We start from the raw sequence: 21,722 nt of genomic DNA on the forward strand, positions 1-21,722 counted from the left end.
ATATAAAGAATTGGGTTGGTATTATTATATAATCTTTTGATTCTTATTTTATGAGTTGGTTGTAGTGATCTTGTAATCTTATATCTAAATTAATTAAAAAAATATAAAATCGCGACCTATTATATCTTCATTGTGTTTATTTGTCTGTTTTCAAGGTTTGTGAAAGTGACAGGTAAGAACATGCTTATAATATTGGATTGATTCGGATATTGTTTGATTTTTAAGAACCATTATTTGATTTGAGATATTCGAATTATATCGAAGGGGTTTGATTTACACCTACGGTAATCGTGTCGTTGATGTTGAAATAGAGTCATGGGTTGATTAGAGGAGATCATGGATTGTTGAATTTAAACAAATGATGATATCATGCCTTTGAAATTGTGTTAATGGGAATATTTGAAATTGCAAAGTGGGGTTATGTGATTTTTACATTATAGAAAAGGGGGATGACTGTTAGTATTAGAGAAATATTGCAATAATTGTTCTTAGATTGTTAGTCTCTTCTGTGTAGGTTATATATTTTTGTTTCACCTATCAACTCATCTTCTTTATTAATTAAAGAAGAATAAAGTCATAATATTTTAATAGAATTAAATTGAAATATATTTAGACTTATAGGTCTTAATTTGTTAAGTTTGCCTATCATAAGCTAGTTATTTTATTTAAATGAAGATTACTTAATTAACTAAATAAATGAATTATGAAAAGGAGATTTTCTCTAGTGTGCATTTGTATTTTATCAATACAAATGCTTTTTGCATCACAACCAAATACGTTCGATGAGAAACGTAACCTTTTTAAGGGAAAGAAGCCTAAATATGTCTTTTATTTTATTGGTGATGGTTTTGGTTTGTCTCAATCTAATGCTGCGGAGGCTTATTTAGCCGCAGTTAATGGTGAAGAAGGGGTAAGTCGTCTAGCGATGAATACTTTCCCTAAGCAGGGTTTCTACACTACGTATGCACAAAATAGGTTTATTACAGGTTCGGCAGCAGCTGGTACAGCTCTGTCTACTGGGAACAAAACCTCTATTGGTACTATTGGAATGGATGCTGCCAAGCAGAAGCCATTTAAGTCTATTGCAGAGAAAGCAAGAGATAAAGGTTATAAGGTTGGAATTGTTACATCTGTTTCTCTTGATCATGCAACTCCTGCTTCGTTTTATGCTCACCAGCCATCAAGAAATGACTATTATAATATCAGTGTAGATTTAAGTAAGAGTCAATTTAATTTCTTTGGCGGTGGTGGTATCAAGCATCCGGAAGGAGATGGGAAATCAAATAAGAAGAACTCGAAAGCAAATATGGGTCTTGATGATGGCGCAAAAATTGATGATCATCAAGAAAACTCAATTAAATTGGCCGAAAAGAGTGGTTATACATTTGTGAAGAGTAATGAGGCATTTAGAGCCATAAAGAAAGGTGATGACAAAATTGTTGCAATAAATTACCAACTGGCTGGTGGAAAATCATTACCATACTCTATTGACCAAAAAGAAGGTGATTTGTCTTTAGGTGATTACACCCAAAAGGCTATTGAAGTATTAGAAAATAAAGAAGGATTCTTTTTGATGGTAGAAGGTGGCAAGATCGATTGGGCTTGTCATGCTAATGATGCTGCAACTGCAATTAAAGAGGTTGTACAGTTTGATTTAGCTGTTCAAAAAGCAATTGATTTCTATAAGAAACATCCTAAAGAGACACTGATTGTTGTTTGTGGTGATCATGAAACGGGTGGTTTGGCATTAGGTTTCTCTGGATCACATTATGCATCGGATTTTAAACTTCTTGATTATCAAAAGAGTTCGAATGGAATCTTTACTTCGAAGATTAAAGCAATGAAGAAGACGAAAGCCTCTTTTGAAGAGGTTATGGAGATCGTTAGAGATAATTATGGCTTTGACTCAGGGGAGAAGAAGATGAGGCTTTCAGAGTTTGAGATGAAGCAGTTGAAACAGGCTTATAATCAAAGTTTCAAAACCGGAGAAAAGATAAAAAACAAGGATCAGTATTATCAGCTTTATGGTAGCTACGAACCAATATCAGTAACTGCAGGTCATATTCTAGCACAAAAAGCTGGTATTGGGTGGACTACTTTCTCACATACTGCAACACCTATTCCTGTTAGAGCAATCGGTCCAGGATCGTCGTTATTTGAAGGTTATTTTGACAATACCGACCTTCCAAAAAATATTGAAGTTCTTATGAAATTATAATAATGCTAATGATTAACGATCCTTTCATAAGTTTTGAAAGGATCGTTTTATTATATGATAACTATGGGAAGTGTGTTCAAAGAGAAGAGGAAAGTGTATTTCTTTCCACTTGTAATAGGGATACTTACATTATTAATATATTTTTTGCCTTCTCCCTTTGACCAAGACGATGATATTTATTCTAGGAGGGTAAAAGCAAAGATCGTTAAGGTGGATAATTGTGGAATTGTCGAGACTGGAATTATTAAAACTGGAAGTCAGAGTCTCGAGGTGGTAGTTCAAGGTGGTGAATTTAAAGGTGACACTCTTATTGCCTCGAACCAACTGATTGGACGGATGGAGTTTGATAAGATATTTAATCTAGGGGAAAAAGCTTTAGTGGTTTTGAACCTTGATGAAGATATGAATAAGATTGTAAACGTCAATGTGATTGATCATTATCGGTTAGGAGTGGAGTTCTGGTTATTACTTCTTTTCTTTGCATTCTTGATCTCTTTTGCTGGATTTGTGGGGGTTAAAGCAATCCTCTCTTTTGCATTTACAGGGATCGTTATTTGGAAGTTATTACTTCCAGGATTTTTGTTAGGATATCCGCCTGTTCCTTTATCATTAGCATTGGTTGCACTAATTACATCTGTAATCATTTTACTGGTTGCAGGGGTAAATAAAAAAGGTTTCGTAGCCCTATCAGGCTCCATTGTTGGAGTAATCGTTACGGCTATCCTATCTATGGTTTTTGGAATGCTTTTTAACGTTCATGGTGCCATTAAACCTTTTTCTGAGACACTGTTATATTCTGGATATAATCACTTAGATCTTACACAAATATTTTTAGCAAGTATCTTTATATCTTCTTCTGGTGCAATGATGGATATTGCAATGGATATTGCAGTGTCTCAACATGAGATTAAAACTATTAAGCCGACCATTAGTACTAAAGAGTTGATAGGTTCAGGTTTTAATATTGGCCGTGGTGTAATTGGAACAATGACAACGACATTACTTTTAGCTTATTCTGGAGGCTTTAGTGCGCTATTAATGGTTTTTATTGCTCAAGGTACTCCTACTGTAAATATTCTGAATCTAAATTATGTTGCAGGTGAAATACTTCATACTATGATAGGGAGTTTTGGCCTTGTTCTCGTAGCTCCGATTACTGCGGTACTTGGTGGAGTTATATATGGGAGACAATAGTTTTTGTGTGTAATAGGATATGACATTCTTCGTCTTTTATAATTGAGATTAGGTGTAGTTTTTTGATCTTGTGTGTTTTATGTGATGGTGGGTTCTTTTTGTTGGTGTGACATACTCATGTCTTGTTAAAGAAGGTCCCATTTTTGAATTAACCATTGATGGGACTATATAATTTTATAATTGTGTTTAAAGACCTACGAAGGAAATGTAGTCGTAATAGAGGTAAATGTTAATTTATGTATTAAACTAGAAGTGGTGTGTCGTTTTGTGTTTTTATGCATTGAGATAAAATTGGAATTTTCTCCATTGTGTTTGTTTTATAGATGGTTGTAGTGTTTTTATAATAATATAATCTATATTGATTTGGATTGGGGCTATTGTTAATGTCTATTTAAATATGTTTGCAAATTTTGATCCGTTTCTTCATTAGATTGAGCTGAAATATAGATTCTAATACTTTCATTTTGGTTTAGTTTTAATATATGTTGTATACTATTTATGTGTGTTAATTAGTGTTGAATGATATTATGCTTTTGATGTACTTCTGACGTAATCAATACATTCTAACAAGTTTATTTTTGTCATGTCACTCTCTATTGATAATTAGTGGAGGTGATAAAATGAAACTAATACCATAATTAATATGTATAAATTATTGCTGCTGCTCACTGGATGTATCTTCAGTGTCAGTTTATATGCGCAAAAGACTACTATTACTGGTAAGGTAATAGATGACACCAAACAACCTGTTCCCGGGGTTAATATCTTAGTAGAGGGGACAACAAGTGGAACAATTACAAACTTTGATGGAGAGTATACACTCAACTTAAAAGATGCATCAAAAGCGAAATTGGTTTACTCCTTTATAGGCTATAAGTCTAAAATTGAAGAAGTGAATGGAAGAACTAATATCAATGTTGTTCTTGAGTCTGCGTTCACAGAATTAAATGAAGTTGTAGCAGTGGGTTATGGAACAATGAAGAAAAGAGATCTACTCGGTTCTGTTGGTTCTATTTCAAATGAGCAATTAACAAAGACGCCAACTCCTGATGTCGCTACTGCTATTGCTGGAAAAGTAACTGGGGTTAAAATTTCTTCAAATGAAGGTGCTCCAGGTTCATCAATCTCTATTCGAGTAAGAGGTGGTGGTTCTATTACACAAGACAATTCTCCTTTGTATATTATTGATGGTTTTCCTTCTGAGGAAGGTCTTGCTTTTCTTGATCCTTCAGATATTGAAACTATTGATATTCTAAAAGATGCTTCTTCTGCAGCGATATATGGTGCTCGTGGTGCAAATGGTGTTGTCATCGTAACAACAAAAAGTGGTAAGAAGGGGAAAACCTCAATTAAGTTTGATGCTTATTATGGAGTAAAGAAAGTTTCAAATAGTATGGATATGATGAATCCTTATGACTTTGTTCTATTACAATATGAGAATCATCAGAAATCACCAGAAAGCATGCAGTCTTTCAAGAATTTATACGGTGAGTGGAGTGAGTTAGATGGATTATATGCAAACCGAAAAGGTGTGGACTGGCAAGAAGAGATGTTTGGTCGCAATGCTATAATACAGAATTACAATCTAGGAGTAAATGGAGGTAATAGTAAAACAAAATATAATATCTCTTTAAATCATAATAACAATGATGGGATTATGATTAATAGTGGATTTGGTCGTAACTCAGCTCGAATGAAACTTGATCAAAAGATTGGGAAATTTGTTGAGGCAAGTTTTATCTTCGGTTATATAGATCAAAAGTACTTCGGTATGTCTACATCTGGTGAATCAGCTCACTTTAATAAGATGACACATATTGCACGATATCGTCCAACTATTGGGAAAAATGGTCAGGATAGTGATTTGATTACGATGGATGATGATCCTGCTTTAGATGATAGTGGGAATGTTCAGCAAAATCCAATCGTCTCTTCTGAGGCCGAAACCAGGGAGACTAGAACTAAGAATACGACATTGAACGGAAGCTTTAAATTTAAAATTACAAAGGATCTATATTTTAAAGTTGCAGGAGGAATTAAATCGAATGTAAGAAGAAAGGATTCATATGATGCGCTTCGTTCAATTAAAGCAAAAAGAAATAATAGTGCTGAAGGATATCGAGATTATTCTGAGAAAGACTCATGGAATTACTCAATGATTTTGAACTATAATAAGGATTTTGAACGTTCATCATTCTCTGTGTTGCTTGGAAATGAGCAGTTGTATAACAGCTCTATTTCTACGAGATCTTTTGCAACAGGCTTTACAAATGATGAGATTAATCTAAATAACTTCTCAATAGCAGTACCAAACTATATGAGTAGTAATGCAGAAGAAGATCGACTTCTTTCTTTTTTTACTCGTGTCAATTATAGTTTAAATGATAAATACCTATTTAATGCGACATTGAGAGCTGATGGATCTTCTAAGTTTGGTCCGAACAATAGATTTGGATACTTTCCTTCTGGTTCATTTGCATGGAGATTCAGTGAAGAGGATTTTATGAACGGTGTTTCTACATTATCTAATGGAAAGCTTCGTGTAAGTTATGGTGTTTCAGGAAATAATCGAATTCCTAATTATGCTTATATGCCAACGATGGGAGCGGTGAGTTATGGTATGGGTAATGTATATACTAGCGCTATGGCTCAGCAGCGATTAGCTAATCCTGATTTGAAATGGGAAGCTACACACTCATTGAATGCTGGGGTTGACTTAGGTTTTTGGGATCAGAGGGTTAGTTTTACTGCTGATTTCTATGTTGCAAGAACTAAGGATCTACTACTTAATTCATTGGTTCCTTACACCATGGGACATTCTTCAGTTATAAAGAATATTGGAGAGACAGAGAATAGAGGAATGGAGTTTGCTATCAATACGGTTAATGTTAAGACAAAGAACTTTGAGTGGACTTCAAACTTTAATATCTCATTCAATAAGAATAAAGTTGTTGCACTAGCTGATGGACAAAAGGCGATGTATGTTAATTCAGGTTGGGCTGGAAAGAAGTTTACTGAGAATGACTATGTTGTAGAGGTAGGAAGTCCTATTGGTCAGATGTATGGTTATGTTTCGGATGGGCTAATGCAGGTTGATGACTTTAATTATGATGCGACAACAAAGAAGTATGCGTTAAAAAAGGGTGTGCCAAATACTGTAGGTGATGATAATGTTCAACCTGGATTTAGAAAGTATAAAGACTTAAATGAAGATGGTGTAATCAATTCGAAGGATCGTAAAGTTATTGGAGATGCAAACCCTATTCACTTTGGTGGTTTCACAAATACTTTTCAATATAAAAACTTTGATTTAAGTATTTTCTTCAATTGGTCTTATGGCAATGACATTTATAATGCAAATAAAATTTACTACACGCACGGATTTGATCGTAATAAGAATGTTTTAGCGGTTACAAATGATCGTTGGAAGACTTTTAATGCGAGTGGAGATTTTGTTTCAACTCCAGATGAATTAAAGGCATTAAATGCAAATGCAACACAACCTGTCTATGATGGAAATGTTGTGTATCGTTCTGCCGATGATAATATTGAAGATGGATCATATTTGAGACTTAATAATATTACTATTGGTTATACTTTACCAAAGCAATCATTGAAGAGTGTTGGGATTAAGTCACTACGTGTTTATGGAACGGCTAATAATTTGTACACATGGACGACTTATTCAGGGTTTGATCCAGAAGTAAGTACACGAAATTCATCTGGCCTAACTCCAGGAGTAGATTGGGGTGCTTATCCTAGAAGTATGACATTTATTTTAGGAGTCAACCTTGCATTTTAATGTAATAAAAGATCGGTAAATTATTATGAATTATAAGAATATAGCAAAAAGAGGTGTTTTTGCCGCTTGGGCCATAGCATCTTTGTGTTTGACTTCTTCTTGTGAAAGAGTATTAGAAGTAACACCTAAATCTGTTTTTTCAACAGATTCATATTTTAATAGTGTAGATCAGGCAGAACAGTCTGTAATAGGAATTTATGATGTATTATCACGTAAAGAGACCTATAGTCAGTTTTTATCTTTGGCTTTGCCATTAGATAACGATATTACATATGTTAAAGGTCCAGATATGAATAATGACTTTCGTTTGATTGGTCATTACGGATTATCTCCTTATACAAGTTATATTGAGTCTGCATGGAAGTATTTATATCAAGGAATTGGTCGAGCCAATTTAGCTATTGATCGTATTCAGCAAATGAACCAATTCAAGAATGGTTCAGAGAAAGAGGTGAAAGCTTTGAATAAGCTTCTTGGGGAAGCTAAATTTATGCGTGCTTTTTTATACTTTGATTTAGTTCGTTGCTGGGGTGATGTTCCATTGGTTTTGAAGCCAATGTCATTAGCTGATGATCCAAATATCTCCAGATCAGATCGTAACCTAGTCTATGATCAGATTATTAAGGATCTTAAAGAGGCAAAGGACCTTATGCCTGAGTCTATTCTGACATCACATGATAGAGCAAATCAAGGGGCAATTAGAGGTTACCTTGTTAGAGCTCTTCTATATAAAGCATCCTACTTTTTAGCACAAGATGGTAATATTACCCAAAATGCTGAATATAAGAATACTCTTAAAGAAGCAGCTGTCGAAGCAAAAGAATTAGATAAACTAGGACAGTATACTTTACTTGATTCCTTTGAGCAAGTATTTAAGAATGAGCTTAATTTTAATCCTGATCCAAAAGAGAACTTGTTTGTAATCGCTTTCTATAACGTTTCACATGCAACAACAGATGCAGGTAATATTGGGACTTGGAATAGTCCTCCTGCACATAAAGCAGCACCATGTGGAAGAGCGAATGCATATGTATTTGTTCGACCTGATTTTATGGATGAATATGAGGATACTGATATACGTAAAAGTGTTTCTGTTGCAGATTTTCAGATAGATAAAACGGGTAAACAAAAGCCATTGAAAGCAAAGGCCGTAAAGTATCCAGGTAAATGGCGTAGAAACTGGATTGGAGAGAAGTCACAGAATCACAATAATACAAATGTAGACTGGTGTACTTTGCGTTACTCAGATGTTTTATTGATGATGGCAGAAGCAATTAATGAGACAAGAGATGAATTGCCTACTGGGGTTACTTTAGCTGATGCTTTTGAAGCGATTAATCGTGTGCGTAAACGTGCTGGACTAGCTGACTTAGATAACAGTTTGTCTTATGAAGAGCTCCGAATGGCTATTCGCAAAGAACGCAAACTTGAATTTGTTGGAGAAGGGTGGAGGAAGTTTGATTTAATCCGTTGGAATATTATGGATAAAACGATGAAGGATACTCAAGCTTCAATGGATGCAAAATATCCTTCTAAGAAACCAAAGTATCCAAATGCTGTTGGTTATGTTGCAGGAAAGAATTTTACTACAGGAAAGCATGAGTTGTTGCCAATTCCTCAAAGAGAAATAAATGAAAATAATGCGTTAAAACAAAACCCTAATTACGATAAATAATTTGTAATTGGATAATGATTAAAAGCGGTTGTCTTCTTTGAGGCAACCGCTTTTTTAGTTAAATAACCATGGAATCAGCTATTCACGAGATTTAAGAAGCACCCCTTCATTTATGAAGTCACATAGAAAAAGGATACCCACAATACAAGTATTCAATTTTAAAGTATAATCTGTTCATATGACTTACAGTCGACTTTAAACCCTTTTGGTTTAGGCTTATATATGCCGAATTTGAAGAAAGGGCCGAACTTATCATTTTTGCCTACATCACCTTTCCAATCTGATTCGAGTTTTCCATCTATCCATACTTTAACACCACCACTTTTAATTACGTTATCTGAGATTGGATCATATTTTGAATAGCTGATGTCAACACGAAAATCGATCCATTTATTAATAGGCACTTTAGAGGCCTCTTTTTGATAAACGATCGTTGCGAATTTCCCATCACGACCTAAAACATCACTATAATTCGTTCCAGGTCTCGGCTTAATCTTAAACTGTGGATTAGACATCCTGTTGGCATCTGTTCTAATAATAAGATACATGTAATCTTCTCTAAAATGAAATGCCCCAATTGGACCTCCAGCGGATTGTTCTATTCCCCATCCATTGGGTTTGCCTGTTTTTTTGCTATATCCAATATTTTTAACGAAATCAACAGTATCAACAATAGATGCAGCTTTATCTATACTATAACGATGAAGATTACCTTTGGGGTCTTTAAATAAACATCTATCAGGTCGTCCATGCCATTGTGCAAAAATACCGCCTTTATCAGGGCCCATATTTTCTGGAAATTTTGCACTCCACCGATAGGAGATGGTCTGTCCGAAATCACCTAATTCACTATAACGATAAAGGTCTTTTATCTTTTTGAGATTTTCAATTTCTTTCGTGCTAATCCCTTTTAGATTTTCAGGTGTACCATAACAAGTTGTGAATTCAATTCTATTCGCAGCCCCTGTAGCATTAAAATGATAAATAGGCGTTCCTTTCATCACTTCTCTCGACACTGTGGCTTTGGATGGACCACTACCTATAACCATAAACATATTATCAATAACATCAGTTTTTAATGCGATATCTGTTTGTGATGTTTGACGCGTATCTATAAAAACAGGAGCTGTATCTGCAAGAATAGGTTTTTTTGGACTAATGGACATGGTGCCCTCGTCATTGTTTTTAGAACAGCCTGCAATTACGATAGAGGCAATAGCCATTATTATAGATTTATTCATACCTAAGAATGTTTTCGTTCTTTTTAAAAATATAGTTTAGTAAATTAATATCAAGGTATGTATTATTAAACGAACACATTAGACGAGAAAGTTGATTTCTAAATTGATATAAGGAGGATTTGTTTTAATATAGTTGAACAAACATTAAGGTATGTTTAATTTGATCACTTTTGTATTATCTATATGATTTTGGATGCTAAAGCTCTTGCAAAAAAAGAGAAGACTCAAAATGAATCTTCTCTTCTTAATAAATAGTTATTTGATATTTATGCTTTGGTAAATACGATTCTTTCTATTTCCTGTTTTGCAATATTATCGAAAAAAGCCTTTAGGTCATTGTAATAATTAGGACCAAATATATTTGTGTTGATCTTTATCTCTGCAATTAAGGATATTGCAAATCCTGTATTTTTAATCTTGTAATTATACGAGCCAAGATTTTCTGGCAAACGGATTATCTTTGATTTTGGTATATATTTCACCTTATATCCCTCAGGGATTGTAATACTAATAACTGATTTCTGACTTTGAGGTAGAACAAAATCAATAGGAAAATGACGAGTCTCTGCTTTAAAAGGATTGGATCTTTGTTTTAGGAAACAAAGAGGTGAAATAGCTATTTCATTATTTTTCCTCGAACAAAAATTAGACGTAGAGAATGATAATACATCTATTGTTGTATTAAAAACAGAAGATGGTTTTTTACTATAATCTTTTATATCAACATTGTATTTATTCTCTATTGATGTGATAATTTTATCCTCACTCTTGTTCTCATTCTCTTTAATATGATCGATTGCTTTATGGTTGATGAAACTTCTACGCAATTTCCCCTTTATACCACCTTTATCATCTAAATTAAGGAATAAGTTGAAATTTGATGATGCATAGGTGTTCGGAACAAGATTAATCCAGTTGAATGTTTTATTTGGAAGTATTTCAAATCCTTTCCAATTGATACATCTTTCAGGTAAAAGATTTGGCTGGGCGTACTTATCTGTTGCATCTAATAAAATGTTATTATTGCCAAGGTGTACTACAGAGATAACATAGTTATAGCCATCAAGTGTTGGAAACAAAGGACTTCCATGTGATTTCGTACTTAAGAGTACTGGATTCGCTTTTAAACCTGCGCTTCTAAGCATGGAAGTTAACATCAAGTTGATTTCAGAACAGTTTCCTTGGTGGTTTTTAAAAGCATGTCTCACACCTCTATTTGTGAACACTCCATAAAAATTGTTCCAACTTACATTGTTTTTTACATAGTTGAATATAGATATCAATTTTTGCGTATCATCTTTTTCTGACGCTATGATTGTTGCTAACTCTTTCTTGTAATAATCTTTTTTCTCTAATTCGTTTGTGAAATTATAATCCTTGCTAACCTGCTTGCATACTGCATCCCATGAGTTTGAAAAATCTTCATATATTGCTCCTGGAAAGTCTATACCTGATAGTTCAAAAATACCTTTCCCAATATAAGGGTTAACATTCCCTGAATATGGTTCGTTCTGATCATAACCTTTAATATTATTCGCTTTAAATTCGAATACATCTTGTTGAAAAGATAATGGTTGCCCATTATTTTGTGTTAATGATTGAAACTGACCATTTGCGGATTCTTTAATAGGACTAATTTGATGATAACCTTTATTTCTAAGATGAAACTTATAGTATTCTGGAATTTGTACAGTTGCTATAAATTCTTTGATAGGAATTTCTTCTTCGAAGACAATATCACTAATTGAAATAAAATCGGATTGTATTTGATATTTATATTCAACGATAGATCCTTCTTTCACTTTAGGAAAAGAGATCTTTTTAGTGTTATAGTATTTGTTCTTACGTTCTTTGAAAATAGAACTATCTTTTAATTTCTCTCTCTGAATTTTCCCATCTACTAGATTATAAGTGTAACCTTTTATAACCCCAACATCTTTTTTTGATCTTGATGCTTCTGGACTATAATAGGTGATAACCTTATTCGCATAATCAAATCCTTCTTTATTGTATATCTTAATACGTTCGTGAGTAACTTCATTTACAACGACTCCTCTTTGTGGTACGTAGCTGAAATATACGTACTTATATTTGTAAATAAATTCGGCATTGGCTGTGCTGTCGATATTGCTTATTGAAGACGAGAGTTCTTCTTTTGAAACCTTTCCAAATTTAATTTTTTTAGCATAAGTTTCTGTTCCACTTAATACTAGTAAGAGTAAGGTTAGAGTTGCAATGATGTTTAGTTTTCGTACCATAACGTAATTTAGTTGATTATTTTAGGATAATTGATTGTGATATTGTATGTGGTTAAATAGCAAGAATTATATTTTCTTTAGATTCTATCTTTTCTATAAAACTACGGTATGAACTATACTCGTCTGCAGAATATGTTTCTCTGTATAGTTCTATCACTCTCTCAATAATAATTGTGTTAGGATCTTTTATTTTAATATGTCTATGATAACTTCCATATTTTGTTTTGAAGTCAACATCTTTTGGAGACGATTTAAACTCATTTTCTTTTGGAAGATGGAAAGTCATTTTCATATTGTAGACAACACCATTAGATACTTCTATTGGATACTTTCTATGTCGATACTTAGGGGTGTAATGATCAAAGGAACTAAGCTTGGAAATATGGATTCCATTTGTTTCCCCAATATGAGTAAAGAAGTCCGGTATTTTCAACTTTAAATTCTCTGAAAAGTTAAAGTGAATACTATCATGGTTATAAGAGATATTCTCTATACTTAAATTCGGAATATTCTTCCAATTTTTCATATAGAATTTAGTTTGATTTTTTTTCTTATAGCTTGGAAGGTCGTAATAGTATCCATAAAATAGATCTGTAGAGGTACGTTTGTAATCGACACTTGCTGTTCCTGATTTGTCTATAATTACATCTGCAACTGTTTTTAGAATATTGGTTGAGTCTGGAAATTGTGGTGTCTTACTTAGAACTCCTCCTTCGGGTTTAATAATAATAACATTCTTGTTTCGGATACTTCGTTGTACAAATCCAAAGGCTCCATCAGAGGAGGTACACTCAAGCCATATATCTTTTCCTTGATTGGGAATGTTTAAAATCATATGATTTCCCCCCAGTTGAACCTTAGAGGTGTCGATATCATTATTCTCACCTGATGAAATTAAGGTATGATATGACGGCACACCAACCACGTCTAACATCGCTTTCATATAATTAGATAGCCCTTTACAATCTCCATATCCTTGTTGTGCTACTTTCTCTGCCTTTTCTGGTTCTATTCCACCTTTATCTATAGTTACACATACATATCTAGTGTTATTTTGGAGATAATGATATAAAATCCTTGCTTTTTTTATAGGGTCTTCTTCCCCTTTAACAAGTTCTTTTACTCTTGCTTGTATTTCAGTAGATAGACTGAAGTGGTTTTGGATAAATGAATTGTAATACCATTTCCCGAGTTCTTTATAGTTCATAGCCTCACCTTGAACGCCTTTGTATGAGAAATTATTCAACGTGATTGATACTTCTGGGAACAGTGTGTTCTGTGGAGGCATCTTCGTTTCATAATTTAAAGCGGGTTGATTCTTTAAGGTATATTCAATTCTATTGTCTTGTACCTTTTTAGATATTTTGTGTTCCGAAAGATTCTTTTCGTTTAGTATATATTTAGAAAAACTTGGCTTAGAGATTGAATAATAGCTTTTCTCAATACTACATCCATAATATCTAATTGGAAGCCAACTTGGGATAAAAGCAGTTGTTTCATCTACATACTCCAACTCAAAAGAGATTGTTATTGGATAGGAGTGGGGATGTAAGTCGAGAACCTTTAAACGACTATCTGTGGCAAAAATATATCCATTAGAGAGGCTGTGATCAAGAAACTTACCTTTACTATATTTCTTTATCTCTTTACCGTATGCATCATAAGTGGTCGCTTTAATATTCTTGAGTCTTCTACTATTGCTATAAAAGGCACTAAGGTCGATTAATTTATGACCATCAGAATCAAGTAGTGTAATAACATTATGGGTCTTTACATTTAGTTCTTTTTGAGATGAGATTTCAATATGAGTCGAGCTGAGTCTTACAACAGCATGTGCATCAACCTTCATCTCTTGTGTTATTAGGTTTGTGTTGTATTCAGAATGATCTTTTGCATATGCGGAACTACAACACCAAATGAAGAGAAGTAGAAAGATTGAGTTTGTTTTGTTCATGTGTTTATTAGCTAATATTTTCAAAAAAAAGTTTATTTTACTGATGCAAATATAATTTTTTTAATAAAATTAAGGATTGAAAAATAGACACTATTGGTGTGATGTGGAATGTAAATTAGTTTAAACTATTTAATAGATTTAACCCAATTGATGCTATCATATTAATCTTTAATTAAAGTGTATTTTAATGACTTGTTTATTATGGTGTTAAGTCAGTCGTTGTTTGTGAAAGATCTTCGATTTTGTTATGTATAATAGGTCTCTGGTTTTTTGAGATTAATCGATTTTTCATTAATTTAAAATCATTTTATTTAATTTGAAGTATAATGTTTAGACCTTATTTTATTTTTTGATTCGTTCCTTGACGTAAAATTAGAATGGTTATATCGTAGATAAGGTGGATGTACATAAAATAGTCAATATATCCCTGTGATGATAATTTATTGAAAATGTAAGGCTTTTAGAGTTAGTGTGTTGGAGTGTTTTTGTTTGACCATAGATCTGATTTAGTCACTTAGATATCATATGATATTTACGTCAGTTGATATTGAAAAATTACCTCTTCAATTTATTTATACTACAATAGAAAGCCCTTTAGTAAAAGCGATATCGGGTTATTGATTACATTTTTATATACAAGAACAGAAATTTGAAATAATTCATCAATTTATCATAGATAGTGGTCTAATGAAAATTGATGAAATAATAATTTAAATGAAACAAGTAAAAAACTTGATTATGATACTAAAAAAATAAACACGTTTTTTGCTGTTTGATCTATTGGAGTAAACGATGTCTTCTCTAGAGAAAATTAAATTTATTTAGATAAGCTGTAAATCAAATGAATTTAATGATTCTTGTGTTATGCTCACTTATGTCGTGATAAATGAAGAGATATTAATTATACCATAATCATATCTTACAATTTCTAGATCACTTTTCTCGGACTAACATGTTGCTATCCCCTGACTTTCTCCTATGATGGCTCGAAGTTGATTCAAAGTCCATTCGAAGTTCATTCATCGATTTTTCATTTTGGGTGAGGATATTTCGAATGTATTACGATTGATATTCAAAACAAGTCTAGGGTTTTTAGTATGTTAGTTCGGTGAAGATGGCTTTAAAGAGTTCTTCTTTTTGATATTCTTCTATTTTATGATCAGGCTCCGTCTATTGTAATGAAGCATAAAAAAGCCTACTACATTTCGTAGCAGGCTTTATAAAAGAATTGCCGTAACTTTGATTGATTATTTAACCATTATTCTTTTTTGATAGTTACTCTCTTTTGATGTAATATTTAAAATATAGACTCCTGGTTTTAGATCTGTAACCATAATTTGGTGTGGTCCAGGAGATAAGTTTATTGTTTTTATTTTATTTCCTAATACATTTATAATATCAATGTTAGATCTATACTCTAGCTGTAAATGTAAAATATCACTAACTGGATTAGGGTATATTTTAATTTCAGATTTCGGTATGATACTATTTTCAGTTGAGACCTTAGTCTTTAAGATTCTAACTGGATAATCTATAACCATACCTTGATATGTAATTGGATCACATGCACTCTTTTGCATATCCCCATAGTAAAGCATAAATCTCATCTTGGTGTCAGTGACAGCACCTTCTGGTACGTATACTGCTGTTCCATATTGTGATGAAGGGCCAACCATTTCTGCTACTCTTTCTGATTCTTCAAAATCATTGTTCCCATTCCAGTCTATCCAGACTCTTACATATGTTTCTTCCCACTCTGGAGTTACTTTTGCGGAAACAACGTTATATCCAGACTGATTAAAAGAAAGAATATGATTCGAATTGATATATCCTTCTTGGTGGACTGTAACAGGTCTATAGTTGATTCCAACTTCAGTGATCTTTAATCCTAAATAAGTCGGATTAACTTCAGGGATACAGTAGTTGCTAACAACAGGTTCTTTCACTGTAATAAAGCTGTCCTTTAAGATGTTCATTTGGTGTCCATTTAATGTTACGATAGCTGAAACATTATAGACCCCTTCTTGATTATATATAACTTTAGGTGGAATTATACCTTGATAGCTATTGGGGCTTCCTCCTTCAAAGGTCCATTGGCAATCTTCGATTTCATGACTTCCTTTTATACTAAATTGTATACTTTCTTCTTTATAGATGACTTTTCTGTCAGATAACAATTCAGCTGTTATGGCTGTTGGTTTGACAACTGTTACTATATTCTCTTTTGTGAATGTTATAGTTTGTCCATCAATTAATACTTCAATTTGTACATGGAAGGTGCCATTATTCTTATATGTAACTGGTGGAGGTGTATTCCCAATATATTGATTAGGATATCCACCATCAAAGGTCCATGTACACTTCTCGATTGATTCAGTTGTATGTAATTGATACTGTACTTTTTCATCTACTTCAATTGTTTGGATACTACTAGTAATATCAATGTCATATATTACTGGAGCTTCTGACTCACCTGCTAATATTGGAGCATTTGGTTTCTCATTATATCCGTATTGGGTGATTTCGAAATGTGTACCTGGTCCTGTCATCTTTCCTTTAAGCCAACCATAATGAGTTGTTCCATTAACATTGAAAACAATGCCTATATATCCTTCGGTATGATACCAATCAGTATATCCTGCATGATAAATATCTAATTGATTAGGGTAGGCTTCAGGGGCCTTCCAGTTTTGATCACTAGATATTATTGATCCTTTTCGTAATTTCATAATGTTACGAGTGCCAATATGTGTAATGCACTCTTTATTATAGGTCTCTAATTTTATATGTCCATCTTCAAAATACCAATTTCCATAGGTCGGTCCTTCATCAAATAATGCGAACCATTTCCACTTGTTTGAAGAGTCAACACTTACAGAGGGTAGTTCACCTGTGATTATTTTATATGGATCAATAAATGTGATATCAAACTTGATTTCATTTCTATATTTTTGCGTACTTGTAAATAGATGATCTTTCAATTGAATTGTGAAGGATGAACTGTTTGAAAGACCATGTGTTTTTGCTCTACTAGAGAAAGCCAAATCAATTTTCCCATCTATTAATCTAAAAGTAGGAGTTAATCCTACAGGTAGCCCTGTGATTGTATAATCGATATTTGCTCTAAGATCTCTATCACTATCTAATTGGTAATGGTTAAGAAATGAAAGTAAACTATGTTGGAGCAAGCTTCCATCGTTTGTATCTTTCTCCTCTTCGAATACTTTACGAGTAACACTGAATGCTGCAATCTGTTGTTGTTCTTGTCCAGCTAGAATACCTTCATTTGGGTTTGTATTAAGAGCATATTCAATTAAATCCATTGCATCAGAACTGCTGTTGACCGAAACTTTCATCCACCCATATATGGGTTCATTCATTTCATTGATTACTTGAAATCCAAGATATGCCGTTTTATTACTCCATTTTTTGTAGTTCGGTGATGTAAAATCATGCTCTTTAGGGTAGTCACCTCCTGGATTCCAGTTTCCTGACTTGTTAATTGGCTGACCGTACTCTATAGGAGAAATGTTTTCACTATTATCTTCGCATAAAATCGATTTCTTATATGTTTCAAGTCTAAGTTTTCCTGCATCATACCAAAAACCATATGCAAATGATGTATTCTTAATGGTGAAATATTTCCAAGTATTTTGACTGTCCACATGATAATTTGTATTCTCATATACGATTTCATACTTATTCCTGAATTGAACAGGAACACCAAAGCTTGTTGGTTTTGAGGAACCTGTAGATAATAATGATCCATCGATATTGACTTTGAGACTTATATTTTGAGCTGCTTCATGTAGATTTGCTTTTCCTCTAAATCTTAGCTCAAAATGAGTATTGTCGACAATCTCTATTTCAGGAGTTAATCCTAAAGGAACGTTATCGAATGATACTTTTGTTGGATCCCAAGATTCTTGAAGAAATTCATAATCTACAATTTTCCCTGTTATCACATTCTCGAATGTACCATCATTCGTTCTACTCTCAATCAGTTTCTTTCCTTGGATATCTATAAGAGCGGTTTCTGGATATAGGGTAGCTTTTAAATTCTCAGCACTCCAAAGATTATTACGTTTGGCTACATTAGAATTCAGTGCTGTATGCATCCTCTCAACTTGTCCTTTGGTAAATGCTACTGGACATTGTGCATAATCCATATAATTCTGTATCATATCGAGAGAACCACAACTACTATGACTTGTGTCACATCCACCATAATATCCTGTACAATTCGGAGTGTCTGTGACTTCATCATCTTCACCACAAGCATCTTTGGCTCCACATTCAAGCCATGGGCTCCATGTATGATATAAGTTTAAGAAGTGCCCAATTTCATGTGTTAAGATACGATGGTATCCTTGTGTTGTTGCTCCAAAAGCCCATGATGAAATAATAATACCATCGAGGTCCGCATAATCATCATTGTCTACTTGATAGGGTAGGTAAGCCCAAGCGGAACCATTGCTTCCATTTGAGCTTCTAACAATCCATATATTTAAATACTTGTCATGTGGCCATGAATTTATTCTTTTCACTTCGGGGTGATCCCAACTTCCATTAATTGTGAGAGGAGACACATCTCTAGTAATACCAGTTGTGTAGTTACCACTAGGGTCAACTTTAGCAAGCCTAAATTCAATATTGGGAACTCCTATTCTCGATTTGAAAGATGGCTCTAGCTGATTTAGATCACTGTTTATACTAGCGTAGTCTTCATTGATAATATCAAGAGCTTCATGTACTTTTTCATCTGTAATATTTTCAACGCCATGATCATGAATAATATGGAATACAATTGGGATGATGTAATTTTGGTCCGTAGCAAAAGAGTGTTTTTTATGCCTCTTAGATCTTTCCAGTGAATTTTCAACCTCTTTAGCCAATTGGGGATTCTGTTTCAAATCCTTCATATAAGATTGGTACTGCTCAGAATTAGAGCATTTGTGTTGGTTCTGTTTTTGGGTAAATCCCAAAAAACTAAACAGCATGGTAAATACCATGGTAAGGGTAAAAACTTTCATATGCTTGTAAAATAAATAATTAGACATTTGAATTTACTAAATGTCATAATCTGTTTTGGTGATCAAAATCACCCACTATTTCACAACAATTTTGATTGTTAATTGTATCGAGATGCCTTAAAAATAGTATTTGATATTAAATATGTCTTAAATAGATGGTTTGTTTTAATATGATTAAAGTCTCGTGTGTTCTTCGGTTTAGTGATTTGTCTATAGAATTGCAAAGGCTAGCAGGTCATCGTCGGAGAGATTATAGTGATTGTGGACAATTATAAGACGACTCAGTAATTTACTCCTAATAAAGGATATCGATTTTAATTGTAATGCTCTCTCGAATAAGCTGATATCTTTCTTGTTTACGTCTCCTTTCTTCTATGTGCAATTTATGTCAATAGTTTATTATTTGAGTTGTATTAATAATTCGTAGAACATTTTATTGTGTATTTGTAAAAAATGGTTAATTTTCAATTGATAAAGTATCTTTATGTGAATAAGTGCGTGTCTGTAAAATAGATAAGTATATCATGTTAATAAATCAATAAAATTAAATATTATGAAAAGAATTATTCTAATTGTTTGTATTCTACTCTCGTTTAAAGGTTTTTCTCAGAAAGAATTATCAAGGAATACATATTTATATGGTTCAATAAAAAATAAATTAGAACATAATGTTTTGATTGTATTGGATAATAAAGATGCGAAATCAGAATATATTATGAAGCAAAGCTTTCGCTCAAAAATGAATAATATTTTTACTCTTAATCAACTCGTTTTTCCTGGAGAGGTCTGTGGAGATAGTCAATATAAGGATCTTTTAAAGGAGAAGGATATTAAAACCGTTCTCAATGTTAGTGTTTATAAAAGAGAATTTGGTTATAAGTATGGTTGGGTTGGTCAAAATGGGAAGTATATGGATGGCTCAAATGGTTCTATCAATAGTGATTCATATGCTAAAGTTAATGCTGGAGAAGAAATAAAGTATTTAGCTTTAAAATTAGATATCTACACCTCTAAAGACGATTTTAAGAAGCCTATTGCAGTTATTGTATCTGATAAATATAGAAGTTCTTCATTAGGCAATGAAGAGTTGTTATATTACCGCTCCATAATACAACAGCTCTCAAAAGGTCTTGCACGACAGTTTCCTTTTAAAAAATAGACGATCTGTCATTTTAGTCAATATAATTAGTGTCAAGCTGGGGTTCATGTGTGATATAGCTAGAGGATAAGAGTCATAACCTAAACAAATTGATACATTATGATCCGATAGATTTTATACCCATAAAAAATTATACAAATGGGCATAAAACTTATCTGACGTAGTTATATGATGATATTTAGGATTTAAAAATGAATCATTGTATCATGAAAGTATATTTAAAATAGCATATATGAGAATATTAGTTTTAACAATTTTATTCGCGATTTGTACTATTGAAGCAAAAGCACAAAGTGAGGTTGTCACTACAGAAGAGCTACTGTTACTTCAAGATGTTTTAGTAATCCAACAGCGAGGGAAAAAACATCGATTAAACGATCTTATTTTTTCAAAAGTGACAACAGCATCTCTTGAAAAGAGTTTAAGCGTTGATGCAATTCAATTTACTTGTTATGACAGTGGTGTAGAGTACAAATCAACGGGAAAGTATGAGATTCCTGAAGGTCGTGAAGATAGATCATTAAGTTTTAAGATAAAGCAAAATCGCAAAAAATATGAATGTTATTTAAGTAAAACAAAATTTGAAAGAATGACCCAGATATTTCGCCAAATTTTATCAATGACAAGTGATGGTATTTATACAACTTATTGTTATAATATTGATGATCATTTTTCAATAAAAGTTGATGATGATCAAAGTAGTGGATTTTTATCCTCTCCTTCATGGGATCTCGAATTAACCATTTCCCAAAATAAACTCAAATCAAAATATCATTTCAATCGTAATCAATTAAATAAATTGGTGATAGCTTTTCAAAAGTTAATATTAGAACTAGAAGATTCAGTAGGAATGTAAAAGTCCATTCTTGCATCGTTTTCTTATGCACATAAACGATATTCCTACCACATTATTATAACGGCTTTTTATTGCTTAGAATGTTTGTCTTTTGTCTAACCCTTAGTGTACCTAAGTTTATAGTTCATATGAAGCAATATAAATCGTTGGAAAATAAAGATATTTAATAATGAAGATAGATTTTAGTTGTAAATATCGTGTCTATCCAAATCTCAAGGTAAATATATGAGAGAATTAAAAGAATGCTGGAGTTTATTATGTAACTGATGTTTCCCATGTAGGCTAACATCTTGATTTACAGCATAAAAAGAAGCATGTTTATTTTGATAATT

At 32.9% G+C, this 21,722-nt stretch carries 10 protein-coding genes; 6 read left to right on the forward strand and 4 right to left on the reverse strand.

Features of this window, described 5'->3' with window-relative positions; genetic code table 11:
- The first annotated feature begins 703 nt into the window (after positions 1-703).
- The 4 genes from K5X82_01645 (at position 704) to K5X82_01660 (ending at position 8,889) form a co-directional block, all read left to right on the forward strand.
- A complete protein-coding gene (locus K5X82_01645; GenBank protein QZT37607.1) occupies positions 704-2,218 on the forward strand; it encodes an alkaline phosphatase in 1,515 nt (504 codons plus the stop codon).
- Between the two features lie 63 nt (positions 2,219-2,281).
- Positions 2,282-3,412, forward strand: a complete 1,131-nt coding sequence (locus K5X82_01650) for a YibE/F family protein (GenBank protein ID QZT37608.1) — start codon at positions 2,282-2,284, stop codon at positions 3,410-3,412.
- A 643-nt stretch (positions 3,413-4,055) separates the two neighbouring features.
- Positions 4,056-7,214 carry a TonB-dependent receptor gene (locus tag K5X82_01655; GenBank protein ID QZT37609.1) on the forward strand — a complete coding sequence of 1,053 codons (3,159 nt, stop codon included), beginning with the start codon at positions 4,056-4,058 and terminating at the stop codon, positions 7,212-7,214.
- Between the two features lie 25 nt (positions 7,215-7,239).
- Positions 7,240-8,889, forward strand: a complete 1,650-nt coding sequence (locus K5X82_01660; GenBank protein ID QZT37610.1) for a RagB/SusD family nutrient uptake outer membrane protein — start codon at positions 7,240-7,242, stop codon at positions 8,887-8,889.
- A gap of 158 nt (positions 8,890-9,047) precedes the next feature.
- Here K5X82_01660 and K5X82_01665 read toward each other — a convergent pair whose 3' ends face one another.
- The 4 genes from K5X82_01665 to K5X82_01680 all read right to left on the reverse strand — a co-directional run bounded on the left by K5X82_01665 (position 9,048) and on the right by K5X82_01680 (position 19,375).
- Positions 9,048-10,130, reverse strand: a complete 1,083-nt coding sequence (locus K5X82_01665) for a polysaccharide lyase (protein QZT37611.1) — start codon at positions 10,128-10,130, stop codon at positions 9,048-9,050.
- A 266-nt stretch (positions 10,131-10,396) separates the two neighbouring features.
- A complete protein-coding gene (locus K5X82_01670) occupies positions 10,397-12,388 on the reverse strand; it encodes a DUF3857 and transglutaminase domain-containing protein (protein QZT37612.1) in 1,992 nt (663 codons plus the stop codon).
- Positions 12,389-12,440: 52 nt separating this feature from the next.
- A complete protein-coding gene (locus tag K5X82_01675; GenBank protein ID QZT37613.1) occupies positions 12,441-14,342 on the reverse strand; it encodes a DUF3857 and transglutaminase domain-containing protein in 1,902 nt (633 codons plus the stop codon).
- 1,247 nt (positions 14,343-15,589) lie between these two features.
- Complete coding sequence (locus K5X82_01680; protein ID QZT37614.1) at positions 15,590-19,375, reverse strand: zinc-dependent metalloprotease; 3,786 nt, start codon at positions 19,373-19,375, stop codon at positions 15,590-15,592.
- A gap of 553 nt (positions 19,376-19,928) precedes the next feature.
- On the opposite strand from K5X82_01680, the gene K5X82_01685 reads away from it, so the two are divergent.
- On the forward strand, positions 19,929-20,534 hold the full coding sequence (locus tag K5X82_01685; GenBank protein QZT37615.1) for a hypothetical protein: 606 nt from the start codon (positions 19,929-19,931) through the stop codon (positions 20,532-20,534).
- A 232-nt stretch (positions 20,535-20,766) separates the two neighbouring features.
- A complete protein-coding gene (locus tag K5X82_01690) occupies positions 20,767-21,390 on the forward strand; it encodes a hypothetical protein (protein ID QZT37616.1) in 624 nt (207 codons plus the stop codon).
- The last annotated feature ends 332 nt before the right edge of the window (positions 21,391-21,722 follow it).

This window comes from Prolixibacteraceae bacterium (assembly GCA_019856515.1).
GTDB classification, from domain to species: Bacteria; Bacteroidota; Bacteroidia; order Bacteroidales; family Prolixibacteraceae; genus Halosquirtibacter; species Halosquirtibacter xylanolyticus.

Bases quoted from the DNA above. Each gene is read 5' to 3' on its own strand.
- K5X82_01680 (QZT37614.1), bottom strand. From the start codon at position 19,375: ATGAAAGTTTTTACCCTTACCATGGTATTTACCATGCTGTTTAGTTTT.
- K5X82_01645 (QZT37607.1), top strand. From the start codon at position 704: ATGAAAAGGAGATTTTCTCTAGTGTGCATTTGTATTTTATCAATACAA.
- K5X82_01675 (QZT37613.1), bottom strand. From the start codon at position 14,342: ATGAACAAAACAAACTCAATCTTTCTACTTCTCTTCATTTGGTGTTGT.
- K5X82_01655 (QZT37609.1), top strand. From the start codon at position 4,056: ATGTATAAATTATTGCTGCTGCTCACTGGATGTATCTTCAGTGTCAGT.
- K5X82_01690 (QZT37616.1), top strand. From the start codon at position 20,767: ATGAGAATATTAGTTTTAACAATTTTATTCGCGATTTGTACTATTGAA.
- K5X82_01650 (QZT37608.1), top strand. From the start codon at position 2,282: ATGGGAAGTGTGTTCAAAGAGAAGAGGAAAGTGTATTTCTTTCCACTT.
- K5X82_01685 (QZT37615.1), top strand. From the start codon at position 19,929: ATGAAAAGAATTATTCTAATTGTTTGTATTCTACTCTCGTTTAAAGGT.
- K5X82_01665 (QZT37611.1), bottom strand. From the start codon at position 10,130: ATGAATAAATCTATAATAATGGCTATTGCCTCTATCGTAATTGCAGGC.
- K5X82_01660 (QZT37610.1), top strand. From the start codon at position 7,240: ATGAATTATAAGAATATAGCAAAAAGAGGTGTTTTTGCCGCTTGGGCC.
- K5X82_01670 (QZT37612.1), bottom strand. From the start codon at position 12,388: ATGGTACGAAAACTAAACATCATTGCAACTCTAACCTTACTCTTACTA.